This window comes from Candidatus Tisiphia endosymbiont of Beris chalybata, assembly GCF_964026555.1.
GTDB lineage: Bacteria > Pseudomonadota > Alphaproteobacteria > Rickettsiales > Rickettsiaceae > Tisiphia.
Genome location: NZ_OZ032159.1, coordinates 54,348 through 72,258 on the forward strand (window position 1 = coordinate 54,348; position 17,911 = coordinate 72,258).

Below are 17,911 nucleotides of genomic sequence, written 5' to 3' on the forward strand. Positions count from 1 at the left end.
AGGATTATCTTGGTGTACTTGTTGTAGATTTTTTTTTGAATTCTTCTTGAGAAGATGTGTCAGCTTTGTAATGCCTCTTTCTACCAGTAATATGCCTAAACCCAAGTGCCCCTAGCATTCTATGTATACTAGATTTTTCTATATCTATATCAAATTTTTCTTTTATCACTATCTTTAATTTCTTAATCGTAATACTACTGTCTCTCTTTATCAAAGTTTTAATCTCATCTTTTTGAGCAGTATTTAATTTTGATCTAGAAGGCTTTGCTATGTTCTTGAGACCATCAATGCCTTGATCTCGAAATAGAGCAACCCATCTATGTAGCGAAGATCTGTTGATATCATAAACTTCCGCTACTTTCTTAATACCATGCTTACTCGATGCTAGTATGGCTTTTAATCTTGTTACTACAACACCATTCTTCCCTCCGTTATTCAAAGCTTCCCTTGCTTTTAATACTAATTCGTCATTTATCATTTTTGATACTTTAGGCATTTCCTTGTTACTTCCTATTATTTCATTATTACCTAGCTTTATATCATAAATTACTCATTCTATCAATCTAATATCTCTGCTTATAATGGGGAAATGGTATTAGATTTATTATTAATATCTATAATATTGTGTGGCTGAAATTTTTTTCGGGTTGACCCGAAACTTTTTTCAGCTTCATGCGAAAATTTTTTCGGGTAAGGCTGAAAATTTTTTGCCAATTTGATGCATGGGGTGTTTCGACATTTGATGTGATGTTTTACTATAGTTGCATTATACAAATGAATAAAACCTCCTTCTTGCAATTCAAGCATACATTGCCTAATACGTCTTTGACAGACTCCGAGTGATTGTTCAAAAAAATGGTACGATTCTTGCAATTCACGTTAATTCTGGATAAGGGGAATATGGGAGGATAATAGATAATAAGGATTGCCAAGGGAGGCAACCTATAAGAAGTTATAAGCTATACACGTTAATTCTGGATAAGGGGAATATGGGAGGATAATAGATAATAAGGATTGCCAAGGGAGGCAACCTACAGTATTGAAGTTTTTGAACAAAAAAACAAACTGTAGGCATGAAGAAAGATATCACAGAATTATATAGTTTTATAGATGATTTTTGTAAAATTTATCTTGAATATGAAAAGAGCAAATTATTACCATCCAATAAGCAGAGAGATCGCGCTTGTAATATGAGTTTAAGCGAAATGTTAACAATAATAATTATGTTTCATACATCGCATGCTAAGAACTTTAAATTTTTCTATAAAACTTACGTCGAATATTTATATAAGAACGACTTCCCTAGCGCCCTAAGCTATAACAGATTTGTTGCTTTAATGCCGCGATTATTCATGCCCTTAAATATGTTGATTCATTTATTATTTGGGCAAGAAACAGGTATTTATTTTATTGACTCTACAACAATTAAAGCTTGTCACAATAAACGACGCTATAGTAATAAAGTTTTTAAAGGATTAGCCAAACATAGTAAATCCTCTATGGGATATTTTTATGGCTTTAAATTACATTTAATAATTAATAACCAAGGAGAAATTATGGCATTAAAAGTGACTAATGGTAATGTAGATGATAGAGTTCCGGTAGCGCAATTAACTAAAGGATTAACTGGCATTATGGCCGCTGACAAGGGATATATCAAGCAAAATTTGTTTTTAAATTTATATGAAAGAGGCTTAAAAATGATTCATGGAATTAAGAAAAATATGGCGAATAAATTAATGGATTTAAAGGAAAAAATCTTGCTTCGAAAACGAAACTTAATTGAAACAGTTTTTGATTTTTTAAAAAATAAAATGAATCTTGAACATACAAGACATAGATCTCCTATTAATGCTTTTGTTCATATTCTTTCTACCCTAGTTGCTTATTCTCTAAAAAAAACTAAACCTTCCACAAAACTTGACTTTAATCTATATATTCATAACTCTCTTATCCAGAATTAACGTAATTCATCATCTTGTAGATTGTTACCGCTATTATAACAAACCTGCAGGCGAAAAACTACTAGGGATAATAATTGCTTAGCGGTTTTACTTAAAGCTTTTTCACAAACATTTTCAAGATCTCGCCACTCTGGTGGTACAAAATTACCAACGAAATTATAGAAGATAGTATCATTTTGGTTACTATTAGCAGAGGTATAAGCAATAGGGTGAGAGGAAGAGTTGACTATTTGCTGCATAATCCCTCCGTCTGAATATCAGATTCAGTAAGGGTTTGCAAGCAATTATAGCTACTATTTTTTAAACCATGAGCAGCATATACGCAGCATATAGGTAATACATGAATTTTTGAGGAAAAGCTCCAAAGCTCTGAAAGGCTTGGGATGACTGGTGGAGCCAGGGGGAATCGAACCCCCCACCTTTTGAATGCCATTCAAACGCTCTACCAACTGAGCTATGACCCCATGAAAATATTGAAATCAATTTAGGATAAGAAACTTATCTTAAATTGGAGCTACAAAAGCACATTATAAGTGCAGCTTTATACTATAATTAGAAAAATTAATCTATAAATTTTTTAAATGTTTTATTTATTTCTAATATATTAATTTCCTCTTTACACCAAGGAGTAAATTTATCAGCGTGTTTTTTTAGGTATAAATTAAAATCAGCCCAGCTAAAAAATTTTGTTTCTGATACTTCTTGGACGTTTGGTGTCACTACCTCATCTGTTATCGCTAAATATATAGGACATATCTCATTTTCTGTAATGTTACCTAGACTAAATTTATACCTATATTCACTAATAAAATATAATTTTTGTAAACTTTCTATGCCTAGCTCAAATTTTGCGTGTCTATAAATTGCTTGTTCATTAGTTTCATGAATTTGAGGGTGCCCGCAAAAGCTATTTGACCAAAAACCTCCCCAAGTTTTTTTAGTATCACTTCTTTTTTGTAGTAACAATTCTTTATTACTATTAAATAAAAATACTGAAAATCCTCGATGCAATTGGGTGATAGCATTGTGGGCTATTAGTTTATCTTGCGTGCCTAGCACGTTGTTATATTCATCTACTAGTACTACATGTACTGAATTTGTCATTTAAATAACTTTGTTGGGTAAATATTGTTCTATAACAGCTAAATAGTTACTTAAGATCTGCTGATTTTTATTAACAAATTTTAAAGCATTAGTTTGGTAAGTTTGCACTTCTTTAAAACCCTTAGGAGCAAGAAGGTAAATTATTTTATTTAATAATTCTTGCTCATCTTGAATTTGTATAGCCGCGTTGTTGTTAACCATATTACTTGCCATATCAGCAAAGTTACTCATATCAGGGCCAAATATAATATAATTTGAAAAATATGCAGGTTCAAGTATATTGTGCCCCCCCTGCTTAAATGAACCCCCAATGAAAGTGAGGTAAGCCACACTAAAAAATAGTCCAAGTTCTCCGAATGTATCAACAATATAAAGATCATCAGTTAGTATAGGTTGGCTATGCTCAGATTTCAGGCGATAAGACAACTTAAACTCTTTACATCTTATAGTTATATCATCTTTACGTTCAGGATGTCGGGGAATTAAAATAAAATAGCAATCCGGATATTGTTGTTTTACTGGTTTAATAAGGCTAAATAGTGCTTGCTCATCTTCAGGGTGTGTACTTGCAAATACAATAATTTTCTTATTATTAAGCTGGGTTATTAAAGTGTTTAACACGAGATTATTAACTGGAAGCTGCTTATTAGCAAATTTAATATTCCCTAAGTTAATTATATTATTTGTTATACCCAACTGCGTAAATTTATGAAAATCTTTGTCACTCTGTACTATAATTTGGCTAAAATTATAGACAATCGACCTAAAAACGTAACTTAATTGCTTCCAAGATTTAAATGACTTATCTGAAAGACGGGCATTAACTAATAATAATTTGCAATATCTACTTCCTTCACTTATTAGAGCGGGCCATAATTCTGATTCAATGAAAATTCCGAGTTGAGGTTGCCAATGTCTAAAAAATTTCTTAACAAAAATAATATTATCTATAGGTACAAATTGGTGCATAGCATTTGAAGGTAACTTTTGCTGTAGTAAAGCAGTAGATGAGGTAGTGCCAGTAGTTACAAGAAATCTTAAAGTGGTTTTTGATCTAGGTGTTTTTAGCCAAAGACCATTAAGGGCTTCAATTAAGGTAAGGGCAATATTAGATTCGCCAATACTGGCTGCATGTAGCCAAATTAAAAAATCATCTTTTTTAGGGGATATTTTACTAATAGCAAAGCGTTCACACACATGCTTTATATCTTCTTTACCTTTAAATGTTCTCAATATAATCAGTATAAAATATACGGGTAAAAAGAGGAAACTTAAAATATGGTAGAAATAAATCATGAATTATAAAAGCTCCATTAATACTTGCTGTAAATTTATATTATCCTGATACTCATTCCCCGTTAATTCCAAAGGTAACCCTATCTTAACTGTAATCTTACCAAAGGGTAGAGGTATAATCAGTTTATCCCAGCTATTCAATAGAAAATATTTAGAAGTATTACAAGATATTGGTATTAATTTTATATTGTATTTTTTAGCAACTTTATTAATAGTACTATTAATCTGGTAAACAGGTCCCCGTGGCCCATCTGGCGTGATAACTATATTACTATTATTACGTAATTTTGTTATAATTGTTTTTAAGGCCGCTACCGCTTCTTTATTGGTTGAACCACTTATTATATCAAAACCAAATTTCTCTACTATTTGCCTAATTATTTTACCATCTGAATGGGGAGAAATCAGAGCATAAATATCCTTATGACCCCAAAATATTCGTGGTCCAAAAGCAAGTCGATTATGCCACAAAGCAAAAATGGCGCCTCTTTCAGTTAAAAATTTTTCCTTAGTATAATCTTTGGGGAAAATGAATTGCCAGCGAGAGGTAAGATATACAATTTTCAAGTAAGGAATATAGTAAATTAGTAATAAAACTAAGAATATATTTATTCTTTTTGAGAAATTTTTTTATCACTTTAACTGCGTGCAAGCCCTCTCTATACGTAAACAGCCTTCCTGTAAATTATCTATTGAAGTAGCATACGAAATTCTGAAATACCCTTCTAGGCCGAATGCGATGCCAGGAACCACTGCAACTCCGCTATCTTCTAGAAGGTATTGAGCAAAATCATGACTATTCTTGATAATTTTCCCATTGGGCGTTTTTAGCCCAAATAAACCTTTACATTGAGGAAATAAATAAAAAGCGCCCTCGGGCCTGTAGCAGCTAATGGCAGGTACATTGTTTAAGATAGATAAGGCTAAATCTCGTTTCTTTTCAAAGTTGTTAGTATTGGTCTTAATAAAATCTTGCCGCCCAGTTAAAGCTTCTATAGAGGCCATTTGACTGATAGAAGAGGGATTTGAAGTGCTTTGAGACTGAATTATAGTCATAGCTTTCACTAATGGCTTAAATCCAGCGCCATATCCAATCCGCCAGCCTGTCATAGAATATGATTTTGATACTCCGTTGACAGTAAATATTCTCTCATGCAAATCAGGGGCTATTTGAGCAAAAGTATAGTACTGAAAATTATCAAAAATAATATGTTCATATATATCATCAGACATAATATTAATATGAGGGTAGTTTCTTAATAATGCTGCTATATCCTCTAATTCTTTGCGGGTATAAGCCGCCCCTGTCGGGTTACTTGGTGAATTAATAATTAGCCACTTAGTTTTGGAGTTAATAATTCTTTCTAATCCTTCCGGATTTAGCTTAAAATTATTTGCCATATCGCAATTAATAAATACAGGCGTACCACCAGCTAGCATCACTATATCAGGATAAGAAACCCAGTATGGACTAGGGATAATTACTTCATCTCCCTTATCCAGAGAAGCCATAAATAAGTTGTATATTACTTGTTTCCCGCCGCTGGATATTATTATTTCATCTAAGCTATAGTCCAGTTGATTGTCATTTTTAAATTTAGCTTGTACCGCCTGTTTCAATTCTATTATCCCAGATACATTGGTATATTTTGTGATACCATCACGGATTGCCTTAATTGCAGCTTCTTTAATGTTATCTGGCGTATCAAAATCCGGTTCCCCTGCTCCTAAGGATATTATATCCTTGCCTAATTTTTGTAATTCAATAGTTTTGTTAACTATTGATAAGGTAGGAGAAGGTTTTACTAGCTCTAAGCGTTTAGAAATAAGTGACATAATTTAAAGGTCCGAATAATGAGTGTCCTGCTCGTAAAGGAAAAGTGATTAGACTTCCTGCATAAGTTAATCTAGTCGGTAATTTTATCGTTAGTATTTTTGTCGTCGAAATTCGCCTCTGCTTCTCAGGTACGTCTTGTATACTACTCGTCTTTCAAAAATTGTTTTTTTATTTTATCATGGATTCACGTGCTCACGTACTTAGTTGTACGCAACAAACGCTCGCCATTTAAAATAAAATCCAATTCTTGAAGTACGAGCAGTATACGCACAGGTAGCCAGCTTCATTTCTTCTAAAATTCCCGAAGACTTTTTTGACTAATGTAGGAAGTCTCTTATAGCCCATTAACATGAATTTAAATATTTATAACATTAAATTTATTCTTTATAACATAAGTTAAGTAGTTATTTGATTGATAATTCATGTATAATATGAGAAAAACTACGTTAATAATTGAAATAACTTAACTCGGGTTAGACTTAAAAAATGAGTTGTAAAATGTGCAACTATAATTAGGTTGTTTCTGCTATTAGTTCTTCCAGCTTGGGACTAATTACCCTATAATTAGAAAATAATTAACGTTTAAGGAACAGGTACAGCTCAAATCCCAGCCTGATTGTTTCCATATGTACAGCGGGATTTGATATAGCTTTAGCCTGTCAAATTCAATTCATTAATAGCAGTTTTTTTAATAATTTGCAATTGGAGTTTCATAAATTATATGTTTGGTAGTAGAGTAGTTGTTAGCACCTATAATTCATTAAAAGATAAACTAAAATTATGTTATCAAGGTATTACGAATTTTCCTAGATGGTATCAAAGGCAAATCCTAATATTTATTCATTATTTTGTAGATCTCAAATATAAGGTACAACATATAAAAGAAACAAATTTTAATCTTGGTTTAGAACATTTGCATAAAAATAACCTTAATGATGCAATATTACGGTTTAAATTGGTTGAGAAATTTTTTGCTCCTAAGGACCCAGAAGCGAATTATTGGCTGGGTTGGACTTATTTTTTAAAAAACAACTATACTAAAGCTTTAGCTCATTTACTGCAATCCTTTGAAGCTGACCAGGTAAAGTTAGGAGTTTTTTTACAAAATTATCAAAATTTAACAGAAATCCCTCAACCGATTTGGAGGCAATATAAAAATCTTACTGCTCCGTATTATGCTGATAAATTTTATAATCATAATAAATTGCATTTACCTTACACTTTTATTAATAAAACTATCACTGCCATAACGAATTTGCCTGATACTTATAGAATTTTAGAATTAGGTAGTAATGTTGGGTTAATAGGTTATGAAGTCAGAAAAAGATTTCCTGATTATTTTACTGTGACAGGCGTTGAAAGTGCTAAGGCCATGAATATACTTGTGCCATTATATTATACTAACCTTAATATTTACGATCAGTTAATAGAAGCATCAATACCAGATTTTCTGCAGGAAAATTCTGATAAATATGATGTAATATTAAGCTGGAATTCTCTTTCTTTTACTAAAGATTTAACAAAATATTTCACTTTAATTTATTCAAGTACTAGTCCATTAGGATATTTTGCATTTTGTTTACCTATCGCTACTGCCCCTAGCTTTTCAATTGGTGGAAAAGAATTTATTTCAACTATCGAAGAAATAAATTCTGCATTAACTCAAGCTAAATTTATTATATTAAGTAATGAAGAATTAGAACTAGAAAAAAAATCTAGGTACTATATGGTAGTGTGTAAGAAAAATAATTAATTAGGCTGTATGAAATACTTTATCTTATTAATAGACTTCCTGCATAAGTCAAAAATAGTGGAAGGATTTTTAGGAAAAACGAAGACGAGTCGAGCGGCGTACATAGACACAGCTGAGCAGCGGAGGCGAGCTGCGACGACCAAATTACCAACCAGATTGACTTATGCAGGAAGTCTAATACTCTTTAGTATTTTTAATCTTACTGCTACTGGTGCTATCCCTGCTTCTAACGAGGCTGATGAAGATTTTCGATATACCTATACTTATGGCAAAGGGTGTCATCAAGTGTATGATCCCTATGAAACACTAAATCGAAAAATTTTTGCTTTTAACTCTGTTTTGGATTACCTGCTCTTACGTCCAGTTACTATAGGCTACAAAAATCTTACCAACGCTTATACTAAAGCTAGGGTCAGTAGCTTTATAGATAATATTAGCACTCCTGTAACAATAGTTAATTATGGCTTACAGGGAAATTATGCACAAACTATGAAAAGTGTCTGGAGATTTCTTATTAATACTACGTTTGGGATAGGGGGGTTATTTGATGTGGCGAGTAAAATGGGTTTAACAGTAGCACCCCAATCTTTTGGTAGCACTCTTGCTAATTATGGGGTAGGACCCGGACCATATTTAGTGTTACCGTTTTTGGGAGGTACTAATGCTCGGGATGTTACTGATTCGGTGTTTACAAACACTTATTTTAACCCTATAATGCATATGGTACATAGAGATTTCAGAGTAACAGTATTTGGTGCTCAAACTATCGATACTAGGTTGGCGTTATTACCCTTTACTGATTATGTAGCCCAGAACTCTACTGATCCGTATATTGCGATTAAATCAGCAACCCATCAAAATCGTGAGTCTGTGCTTTTTTACCCTAAACAATTTGTTTGTCCTAAATAATAAGGTAGAAGTTATGAAAAAAGTTGCTCTATATTTAATATTTTTATGTTCTATGCCTGGATTAATATACGCTGCTGATATTGTGGATAAATATGTTGATCAATTAGTAAAAGATGGCTTAACTATACTAAATGACAACACGATAAGTCAAGAGGCGAAAGTTTCTAAAACTAGAAAGTTAATTTTGGCTAATTTGGATCTTCCCTGGATGGCTAAATTTACCCTTGGAGGCTACAGGAAAACCCTCCTTCCTGAACAAATTAGTAAATTTACAGAAGCCTATAGTCATTATGTGAGCAAAGCCTATGCTAGTTTAGTAAAAAACTATCATGGCCAAGAACCGAAAATTTTGGAAGTAAGTTCACTTGGTAATGATGAATCTATGGTGTCAATGTTAATAGGAAATATTAAAGTGAAATATCTAGTACGCAAAGTTAATGATACTGATCATCATGCTAACTTTAAGGTATCAGATATTATTACTGAAGGTGTGAGCCTTATCAATTCTCAACAATCAGAATTTATGAATATTCTAAGTTGCAGAGGGTTTGACGCTTTAATCGAAGAGTTAACTAAAAAATCCTAAACTCCTTAACATGAAAATTCTAGCGGGGCTTAGTCATAAAAACTTAGCACAATCCTTAGCTAAGGAACTAAATTGTCAATATATAGAAGCCTATACTACTACCTTTGATGACTCAGAATTAAGAGTACAAATTCTGGAGGATATAAATGGGTGTGAGGTAGTGATTGTACAATCTACTTGTAGACCAGTTAATAATCATTTAATGGAACTATTATTGTTAGTGGATACGGTAAAAAGAGCGGGAGCTAAAAGCATCACTGCAGTTATACCGTATTTTGGATATAGCCGCCAAGATCGCAGACCATATATTTTTGCGCCAGTTGCAGCCCGGTTAGTAGCAAATATGCTAGAAGCTGCCGGGGTACAACGAGTTATTACTGTAGATTTGCACTCACAGCAATTAGAAGGTTTTTTTAATATTGAAGTACAAAATCTTAACCCTATCAGCTTATTTATTCCTCTAATCAATAATTATAACAATAGGGCTCTTTCGGAACTTGTATATAAGGAGCCAACTGAAGCAACCTATAAATTATCCTCTCAGATAGAGTTATGCAAGGAGGCTAATACTATAGTCAATTCAGGAGAATTTGGTGCTAGGATCGATGGAGCGACGCCGATATATAATAGCCAAGCATTGAGTAACGATGTCACCAACTTCTCATCAATTGCCTATATTATAGTAAGCCCAGATATTGGAGGTATTGCGCGTGCACGGGCCATGAGTAAGCTATGCAATATGGAGATAGCGGTTATCAATAAAAGTAGAACTGTCAATAATGAATACCACATGTCAGGAATACTAGGAAATGTTGAGAAAAAACATTGTATATTAATTGATGATATTGTGGATAGTGGGCAGACAATTTGTAAAGGCGCTAAATTATTAATGGAATGTGGGGCATTGTCCGTTGATGCTTTTATTACTCACCCCGTACTTTCTAGGTCGTCTCAAGCAGCGATTGAAAATTCTAATATAACAAACATATATATCACTGATACTATAGCCGTTGCAAATTTAAGCTCTAAGTTTCAAGTTGTTTCTATAGTCTCCCTTTTAGTGACTGCATTAAAAAAATAAAATTTCCTTTTCAGAATTGATTATTTCTGTATATACTGCTGGTATTTTAAGAACCCTAACTTTATTAGACTTCCTACATAAGTCGAAAAAGCGCTCGGGATTTTTAGGGAAAACGAAGCCGAGCACCACAATGGATAAGGATGTACATGAGGAGCGGAAGGCCACATTTTGACAACAAAATCATCCACTAGACCGAACACCCACTAGATAGGGCTTATGCAAGAGGTCTAAGGAGTCTAGGTTCTGTGAAGGTTTCTATGTAATGGAAATATTTATGCGTACTGCTCATTGTACTCTTGAAATAGATTTAGCAAAAATTCGAGCTAATTACCGTATTATGGCTAAATTATGTAAATCAGCAGAAGTAGCGGCGGTAGTTAAGGCTAATAGCTACGGGCTAGGAGCGTCTGTTGTTGCTCCTGCTCTAGAGCAGGAAAACTGTAAGAGTTTTTTTGTTGCTAACATCGAGGAGGCTATTTCGTTACGTCAAGTTTTAGCTAGTGGATCAAGTATTTATGTACTTAATGGCGTATTTTATGAGGAAGTAGAATGGTTTAAGCACTACAACTTGATTCCGGTGCTTAACAATATAAAGCAGCTAGAAATTTGGCAAAAATTTGCTCTGCGTAATAAAGAAATATGTTCAAGCAGTAATGCGCTATCTTGTACTATACATATTAATACTGGCATGAATAGGCTTGGTATGACAGATAAAGAAATCAAGGATATAGTAAATAATCCGCGGTTATTAGATGGGCTCGCATTACAGTATGTTATTAGCCATTTATCTGCTTCTGAAGTTGCGGGGGATCCTTATAATCAGCAGCAGTTAGAAAAATTTAAGGATTATTTAAGTTTTTTTCCAAAAATTAAGGCTAGCTTATCTAACTCTAGTTGTGCATTTTTAGGGGAAGAATATCATTTCGACCTAATACGCGCCGGAGCGGCATTATATGGTATTAACCCATCAGGGAGCTTAATGAATCATTCATTACATAACCCTGTTAGGTTAACGGCTCCAATAATTCATCTGCAAGAACTATCAGCAGAAGATTATATTGGTTATAATATGACTTTTAAGACAGGCCGTAATAGTATGATTGCTACCTTACCTCTTGGATATGCTGATGGTTATTCTCGAGCGTTTAGCAATTATGGAGAAGTATTTATTGATTCCTATAGGGCTCCTGTAGTTGGTAGAATTTCAATGGATTTAATCACTATTGATGTCACTGATCTACCACCAGAAAAAATTTTTCTAGGACAGCAAGTTGAGATTATAGGGAATAATTGTACACCAGATAAAATTGCCAATATAATTAATACCATTGGTTATGAAATATTAACCATGATGGGTAATCGATATAAAAAAGTTTATAAAAATGATTCTTGATATAGTTAATTTATTAGGTAAACGTACCTTAGAGTTTGCCAGAAATATAGGAAACTTTTCTATATTTACCTTTTTAGTAATGACTACTGTTTTTAAGCGACCTATATATTATGGTTTAATTTTAAAACAGCTACTCTTTATCGGTTTCTTTTCTTTACCGGTAGTAGCGATGACTACTTTTTTTTCTGGAGCGGTACTAGCTTTACAGAGTTATACAGGATTTTCGCGTTTTTCTGCTGAAAGTTCGATAGCTACGGTAGTAGTTCTTTCTATCACTCGTGAACTTGGCCCAGTGCTGGCGGGCCTTATGGTAGCTGGAAGAGTAGGAGCATCAATTGCAGCTGAAGTAGCTACTATGAGAGTAACGGAACAAATAGACGCTCTTTATACTTTATCTACCGATCCGTTACGGTATTTAGTGTTTCCAAGAGTAGTAGCAGCGGTGGTTACTTTACCGTGCTTAGTATTAATAGGGGATGTACTTGGAGTGCTAGGAGGTTATTTAGTTAGTGTTTATAAATTAGATTTTAATAGTTCTGGATATTTAGTAAATAGTTTTAAGTTTTTGGAAGCAATAGATGTTATTTCAGGATTAGTGAAAGCTGCAGTATTTGGTTTTATTATTGCAATAATTAGCTGCTATAGTGGTTATCATGCAGAAAAAGGAGCAAAAGGCGTGGGCACTGCCACTACTGCTGCGGTGGTCAGTTCTTCGGTACTTATTTTATGTAGCAACTATTTGTTGACAGCTTTATTTTTTTAATATACTTCCTGCATAAGTCAATCTAGTTAGTCATTTTGCTAGTTAGTCATTTTGTCGTGGAAACTTGCCTCTTGCTCCTGCGCTGTGTTTATGCACGCTCTAGTAGCTGGCTTCGTTTTTTCTAAAAGTGAAGTTCTTTGACTTATATAAGAAGTCTAATCATTGATAGTTAAGTAACTTGAATATAATTTTATAAGAATTAATTATGCCTGATGGAAAACCAAAAATAAAAATACGTTCATTATATAAAGCTTTTGGAAATCATCAAGTGCTTGCGGGCATAGATTTGGATATCAAAGAAAACAGTTCAACGGTGATTTTAGGAGGTTCTGGTAGCGGGAAATCAGTTTTAATCAAAACAATAGTAGGCTTAATAAGACCTGATAAAGGTAGTATAACTATTGATGAGGTGGAAACTATAAATCTTTCAGACAAAGATAGGTTTAAAATTATGGAAACCATAGGATTCTTATTTCAAGGTGGAGCACTTTTTGATTCTTTGACAGTGCAAGATAATATTACTTTTTTTGCTGAAAAATTATTCAAACTATCTAGAAAAGATACAGAAGAACTAGCGGCTTCTAAGCTTAACTCTGTAGGTTTATCACCTAGGATCTTAAAACTTTACCCTTCGGAACTTTCTGGTGGAATGCAAAAAAGAGTGTCTTTGGCTAGAGCTATTTGTAGCAATCCTTCGATTCTTTTCCTGGATGAGCCTACTACTGGGCTTGATCCAATAATGGCAAATGTTATTAATGAATTAATAATTAAAATACGAGAAGAGCTCAACGTTACTACCATTACTATAACTCACGATATGAATAGCGCTTATATGATAGCTAAAGAAGTGACCATGATTTATAAGGGGAAGATCTTATGGTTCGGTACTAAAGAGGAAATCAAAAATAGCGATAATCCATATTTACAGCAATTTGTTAATGGTCTAACTTCAGGACCAATAGAGGTGTAAGGTGTTGTGGGACTTAGGAAAATCTAAGCATAGATATTTTATAAGCCTCTTATTAATGCTTATAGCGTATATGTTTGATGCTTTCGCTTTTGACCTACAAGCTTATAGTATAGCAGAGTGGGAAAGAGTGAGTATAATAGGGCTCATTATTATTACTATTATTGTACCTTCTAAATATCGGGTGATAATAATTGGTACTGTTCTAGGCTTAACGCTTAGTTATTTTACTTATAAATATCTAGTACCCTTCTTGTTAACTTTCTTGTAATTTTTTATTAGACTTCTATCGAAACTCATATCGAGCTGATATACTCCTCAAGGTTAATTACCTGCGCAGTGTTAATCAGCGCTGGGGAGTGAGAAGTTAATATAATAATCCCTCCATTATTAGCTTTGGAAATGATTAAATTATATAATAATTCTTTATTCTCTTGATCGAGGTTTGCTTCTATTTCATCTAATAACCAAAGATCTGTTTGACAAACCATTAATTTGGCTAAGGCAATTTTTTTTTGATTGCCTGCAGAAAGCTTATAACATTTTTCATGTAAAAGATGATCTAATTTAAAATAATATATTGCCGGTTCAAGTAATTCAATAGAGCCATAGATTTTACTCCAAAATTTTAAATGCTCTAAAATAGTTATTTGGGGTTTTAAACCAATATTATGACCAATATAATTGCAATATGGCTTTTTAACTTCTTCACATTCTAATAATTGGTATAATATTTTGCCTTTTGTTGGCTTCTGCAAGCCAGCTATCATTCTGAGTAAGGAAGTTTTTCCGCAACCATTAGGACCTTGCAGGTACACTACCGAGGAAGGCAGTAAGGTCATGCTAATTCTAGAGAAGCAATTTTTTACGCCTATATTAAAGGTTAGTTGCTCAAATGACAGCATTGACAGAACACTAATAAAGTTTTAATACAATTTACTTTAAATATATATTTTTTCAAGTTAAGTTAATTTAATTATGAGTATAATGTAAAAACTTAAATTATTGGCAAAGAAATTTTTTAAGTGTGATAAGGTTTAAAGACCTTGCGGATCTAGATCAGAATAATTATGGAGTGAATGGTGAATAATACTAATTATGTTAAAGAAATAATAGTCAGCGGTAGCTCTTATAGAATTTTCGATATAAATAAAGCAGCAAATGATATCCAACTTGATTTAAAGCGCTTGCCATATAGTTTAAGGATATTATTTGAGAATGTATTACGTCTTAATGGTAGTAAAGAAAGCTTATTATTATTTAAACAATGGCTTCAGAATAAAAAATCTGTTTCTGAGATACCATTTATGCCGGCTAGAGTGCTAATGCAAGATTTTACCGGTGTCCCTGCTATTGTGGATTTGGCTGCAATGCGTGATGCTATGCAAAAACAATCAAGGGATCCTTTGAAAATTAACCCTTTAATTCCGGTTGATTTGGTGATCGACCATTCAGTTCAGGTTGATTATTATGGAGCAGCAGATTCTTTTGCTAAAAATGTTAAAATGGAAGTACAAAGAAATATAGAGCGTTATAAATTTCTTAAATGGGGGCAGAAAGCATTTAATAACTTTAAAGTAGTGCCTCCAGGAACAGGGATTTGTCACCAAGTGAATTTGGAATATTTAGCAAATGTAGTATGGACCAAACAAGAAGACGGAGTCACTATTGCTTATCCTGATACCGTAGTTGGCACAGATAGTCACACTACTATGATTAACGGTTTGGCAGTTCTTGGCTGGGGCGTTGGCGGGATTGAGGCAGAGGCGGCGATGCTTGGCCAACCTTTATCAATGATTTTACCGGAAGTAATTGGGGTGAAGTTAACTGGCACTTTACAAGGGATAATTACCGCCACAGATCTAGTGCTAACAATTACTCAAATGTTAAGAAAGAAAAATGTTGTGGGTAAATTTGTAGAATTTTATGGTAATGGATTAGATTCTATGTCGATAGCGGATAGAGCTACTATCTCAAATATGTCGCCAGAATTTGGGGCCACCTGTGGTTTTTTCCCGGTTGATAGCGAAACCATCAAATATCTTAATTTTACTGCTAGAGATCCTAATACAGTAAAATTAGTAGAGGAATATAGTAAATTACAATCTCTATGGCGTGACCATGAAATTATTCCTGAATATACTGATATATTAGAGCTAGATCTATCTACCTTAGAAACTTCCCTTGCTGGCCCAAGACGCCCTCAAGATAGGACTAATTTACTAAATGCTGCTAATAGTTTTAGCGAGCAGCTAACTTCTTTTACTAAAGGAAATAATGATTTAAACATTAGATATCCTGTAGCTAATGCTGATTTTACTATAGGTAACGGAGATATCGTGATTGCTGCCATTACCAGCTGTACCAACACCTCCAATCCTAACGTAATGATTACCGCCGGGCTGGTAGCCCAAAAAGCGGTAGAGCTTGGTTTAATAAAAAAACCGTGGGTTAAAACTTCATTAGCCCCTGGCTCCCAAGTGGTAACAGAATATTTAGAAAGAAGTGGCTTGCAAAAATATTTGGATATTTTAGGCTTTAATTTAGTAGGATATGGTTGTACTACTTGTATAGGTAACTCAGGGCCGCTTAAGGAAGAAATAGAACAAACTATTTCTACGAATAAATTAGTGGTAGTTTCCATTCTGTCAGGTAATAGAAATTTTGAAGGTCGAATCCACCCTTTCACTATTGCTAGCTATTTAGCTTCTCCTCCTTTGGTTGTTGCATATGCTTTAACAGGCACAGTTAACATTAATCTTGAGCAGGATATACTAGGGCAAGACCAATATGGTAAGGGTATATACCTCAGGGATATTTGGCCCAGCCAGGAGGAAATCAAAAAGACAATTGAGGCATCTCTCACTTCTCAAATGTTTAAGGACAAATATAGTCAGGTGTTTATAGGGGATCAAGAATGGCAGAATATTCAAGTTGTGAAAACTGATACTTACGCATGGGATGCGGAGAGTACCTATATTAATAATCCCCCTTATTTTGCAGAATTGCCTTCCCCAGCTAACTCCTTGCAAGATATAGAGCTAGCAAGGATCTTAGCAATTTTTGGAAATTCCGTAACTACCGACCATATTTCTCCTGCCGGCAGCATTAATTCAACTAGCCCCGCGGCTAAATATTTGATAGAACATGGAATTGCACCTAAAGATTTTAACTCGTATGGTTCAAGGCGGGGTAATCATGAAGTAATGGTGCGAGGTACTTTTTCTAACAGTAGAATTAAGAATATGATATGTGAAGGAGTTGAAGGAGGAGTTACGATAAATCAACTCAATAATCAGCAAATGAGTATTTATGATGCCGCTATGGATTACAAATCTCAGGGAGTCCCGTTAGTAATTTTTGCGGGTAGAGAATATGGTTGTGGTTCGTCAAGAGACTGGGCAGCCAAGGGGACAAATTTACTAGGAGTAAAAGCAGTAATTGCTGAAAGTTTTGAAAGAATCCATAGGTCAAATTTGGTTGGTATGGGTGTGCTACCCCTGATACTTATTAATTGTACAGTATCGGATTTAAAACTTAACGGTACAGAATATATTACTATTAAAGATTTGAGCAACGGGATTAAGCCCTATAATCAACTTAATTGTCTTATTAAAAGACAAAGTGGTATAATTGACACTATTCCAGTAGTTCTGCAAGCTTTTACTGATAATGAGGTCAATTATATCCAACATGGCAGTATAATGCATTTAGTAGTAAAAAATTTAAAGGATGAAAATGGACAATAAAATTAAAAAATATACGCAAGCTGGCAGAGCCAACCTTATTATAATTTATATATTATTTTTATGTGGAATAGTAGCTCCACTGTTACTGCTGGTAGGAGTAGGGTTTGCGTATGTGAACAAGGACGTTAAAGCCAGCAATTTATCTAGCCATTATATTTTTATATTACGTACCTTTTCTATCGCACTTGTAAGCACTATTTGTATATCTTTGATAGGACTATTTATACATCCTATCCGGATATTGTTACATGCGTGCTTATGTATTTGGTATATATTACGAGTGGCTATAGGTTTTAAATATTTGTTAAATGATAAGCCACATGCAAACTACATGACTTATGGTATTAAATAGACTTCCTCCATAAATCAAAGTAGCCTTCAGAACTTTTAGAAGAAACGGTGCCGGGGACTACCTGTGCGTATAGCTTAGGTTACTATGATACCATAGTACCCTACGATTTTGGGTTGGAGGGTTGATTTAGGGAGGGAAGAAGTAGTATAAGGTTGAT

General features: G+C 33.8%; 17 protein-coding genes, 1 tRNA gene and 1 pseudogene. 11 read left to right on the forward strand and 8 right to left on the reverse strand.

Going from position 1 to position 17,911, the window contains the following annotated elements; genetic code table 11:
• Positions 1-4 precede the first annotated feature (4 nt).
• Complete coding sequence (locus AAGD44_RS00285) at positions 5-496, reverse strand: helix-turn-helix domain-containing protein (protein ID WP_341763541.1); 492 nt, start codon at positions 494-496, stop codon at positions 5-7.
• 577 nt (positions 497-1,073) lie between these two features.
• On the opposite strand from AAGD44_RS00285, the gene AAGD44_RS00290 reads away from it, so the two are divergent.
• Positions 1,074-1,964 (forward strand): IS982 family transposase, encoded by an 891-nt coding sequence (locus AAGD44_RS00290; RefSeq protein ID WP_341764098.1) that lies wholly within the window; start codon positions 1,074-1,076, stop codon positions 1,962-1,964.
• Here the strand turns inward: AAGD44_RS00290 and AAGD44_RS00295 are convergent.
• The 6 genes and pseudogenes from AAGD44_RS00295 to AAGD44_RS00320 all read right to left on the reverse strand — a co-directional run bounded on the left by AAGD44_RS00295 (position 1,961) and on the right by AAGD44_RS00320 (position 6,200).
• The gene (locus AAGD44_RS00295) at positions 1,961-2,203 is read right to left on the reverse strand and encodes a hypothetical protein (RefSeq protein WP_341764099.1); all 243 of its coding nucleotides are present in this window, start codon (positions 2,201-2,203) and stop codon (positions 1,961-1,963) included. The two genes, AAGD44_RS00290 and AAGD44_RS00295, sit on opposite strands and share 4 nt — an antisense overlap.
• 149 nt (positions 2,204-2,352) lie before the next feature.
• Positions 2,353-2,428: transfer RNA gene (locus tag AAGD44_RS00300), tRNA-Ala, on the reverse strand.
• Between the two features lie 97 nt (positions 2,429-2,525).
• Positions 2,526-3,068: an isopentenyl-diphosphate Delta-isomerase gene (gene idi, locus AAGD44_RS00305; RefSeq protein ID WP_341764100.1), complete on the reverse strand. Its 543-nt coding sequence runs from the start codon at positions 3,066-3,068 to the stop codon at positions 2,526-2,528.
• On the reverse strand, positions 3,069-4,364 hold the full coding sequence (gene waaA, locus AAGD44_RS00310) for a lipid IV(A) 3-deoxy-D-manno-octulosonic acid transferase (RefSeq protein WP_341764101.1): 1,296 nt from the start codon (positions 4,362-4,364) through the stop codon (positions 3,069-3,071).
• A gap of 3 nt (positions 4,365-4,367) precedes the next feature.
• A pseudogene (locus tag AAGD44_RS00315) lies at positions 4,368-5,016 on the reverse strand (lysophospholipid acyltransferase family protein).
• Positions 4,998-6,200 (reverse strand): pyridoxal phosphate-dependent aminotransferase, encoded by a 1,203-nt coding sequence (locus AAGD44_RS00320; RefSeq protein WP_341764102.1) that lies wholly within the window; start codon positions 6,198-6,200, stop codon positions 4,998-5,000. The pseudogene AAGD44_RS00315 and the gene AAGD44_RS00320 overlap by 19 nt, the downstream one beginning before the upstream one ends.
• 722 nt (positions 6,201-6,922) lie before the next feature.
• On the opposite strand from AAGD44_RS00320, the gene AAGD44_RS00325 reads away from it, so the two are divergent.
• From AAGD44_RS00325 to AAGD44_RS07755, 8 genes are all read left to right on the forward strand, one after another.
• On the forward strand, positions 6,923-7,954 hold the full coding sequence (locus AAGD44_RS00325) for a methyltransferase domain-containing protein (protein WP_341764103.1): 1,032 nt from the start codon (positions 6,923-6,925) through the stop codon (positions 7,952-7,954).
• A 9-nt stretch (positions 7,955-7,963) separates the two neighbouring features.
• Positions 7,964-8,863: a VacJ family lipoprotein gene (locus AAGD44_RS00330; protein WP_410520985.1), complete on the forward strand. Its 900-nt coding sequence runs from the start codon at positions 7,964-7,966 to the stop codon at positions 8,861-8,863.
• 13 nt (positions 8,864-8,876) lie between these two features.
• Positions 8,877-9,449, forward strand: coding sequence for a phospholipid-binding protein MlaC (locus tag AAGD44_RS00335; protein WP_341764104.1), 573 nt, complete (start codon positions 8,877-8,879; stop codon positions 9,447-9,449).
• A 10-nt stretch (positions 9,450-9,459) separates the two neighbouring features.
• A complete protein-coding gene (locus AAGD44_RS00340; protein ID WP_341764105.1) occupies positions 9,460-10,530 on the forward strand; it encodes a ribose-phosphate diphosphokinase in 1,071 nt (356 codons plus the stop codon).
• Positions 10,531-10,804: 274 nt separating this feature from the next.
• A complete protein-coding gene (locus tag AAGD44_RS00345; RefSeq protein WP_341764627.1) occupies positions 10,805-11,923 on the forward strand; it encodes an alanine racemase in 1,119 nt (372 codons plus the stop codon).
• On the forward strand, positions 11,913-12,686 hold the full coding sequence (locus AAGD44_RS00350) for an ABC transporter permease (protein ID WP_341764106.1): 774 nt from the start codon (positions 11,913-11,915) through the stop codon (positions 12,684-12,686). Before AAGD44_RS00345 ends, AAGD44_RS00350 begins: the two co-directional genes overlap by 11 nt.
• A gap of 205 nt (positions 12,687-12,891) precedes the next feature.
• Positions 12,892-13,656 (forward strand): ABC transporter ATP-binding protein, encoded by a 765-nt coding sequence (locus AAGD44_RS00355; RefSeq protein ID WP_341764107.1) that lies wholly within the window; start codon positions 12,892-12,894, stop codon positions 13,654-13,656.
• A gap of 70 nt (positions 13,657-13,726) precedes the next feature.
• On the forward strand, positions 13,727-13,924 hold the full coding sequence (locus AAGD44_RS07755; RefSeq protein ID WP_410520986.1) for a DUF5510 family protein: 198 nt from the start codon (positions 13,727-13,729) through the stop codon (positions 13,922-13,924).
• A gap of 25 nt (positions 13,925-13,949) precedes the next feature.
• Here the strand turns inward: AAGD44_RS07755 and ccmA are convergent, their stop codons facing one another.
• Entirely contained in the window at positions 13,950-14,564 is a 615-nt protein-coding gene (ccmA, locus tag AAGD44_RS00360; protein WP_341764628.1) for a heme ABC exporter ATP-binding protein CcmA, read from the reverse strand.
• Positions 14,565-14,732: 168 nt separating this feature from the next.
• Between ccmA and acnA the strand changes: the two genes are divergently transcribed.
• Together acnA and AAGD44_RS00370 are read left to right on the forward strand one after the other, a co-directional pair.
• A complete protein-coding gene (acnA, locus tag AAGD44_RS00365) occupies positions 14,733-17,402 on the forward strand; it encodes an aconitate hydratase AcnA (protein WP_341764108.1) in 2,670 nt (889 codons plus the stop codon).
• Positions 17,392-17,754 (forward strand): hypothetical protein, encoded by a 363-nt coding sequence (locus AAGD44_RS00370; RefSeq protein WP_341764109.1) that lies wholly within the window; start codon positions 17,392-17,394, stop codon positions 17,752-17,754. Before acnA ends, AAGD44_RS00370 begins: the two co-directional genes overlap by 11 nt.
• Positions 17,755-17,911 lie beyond the last annotated feature (157 nt).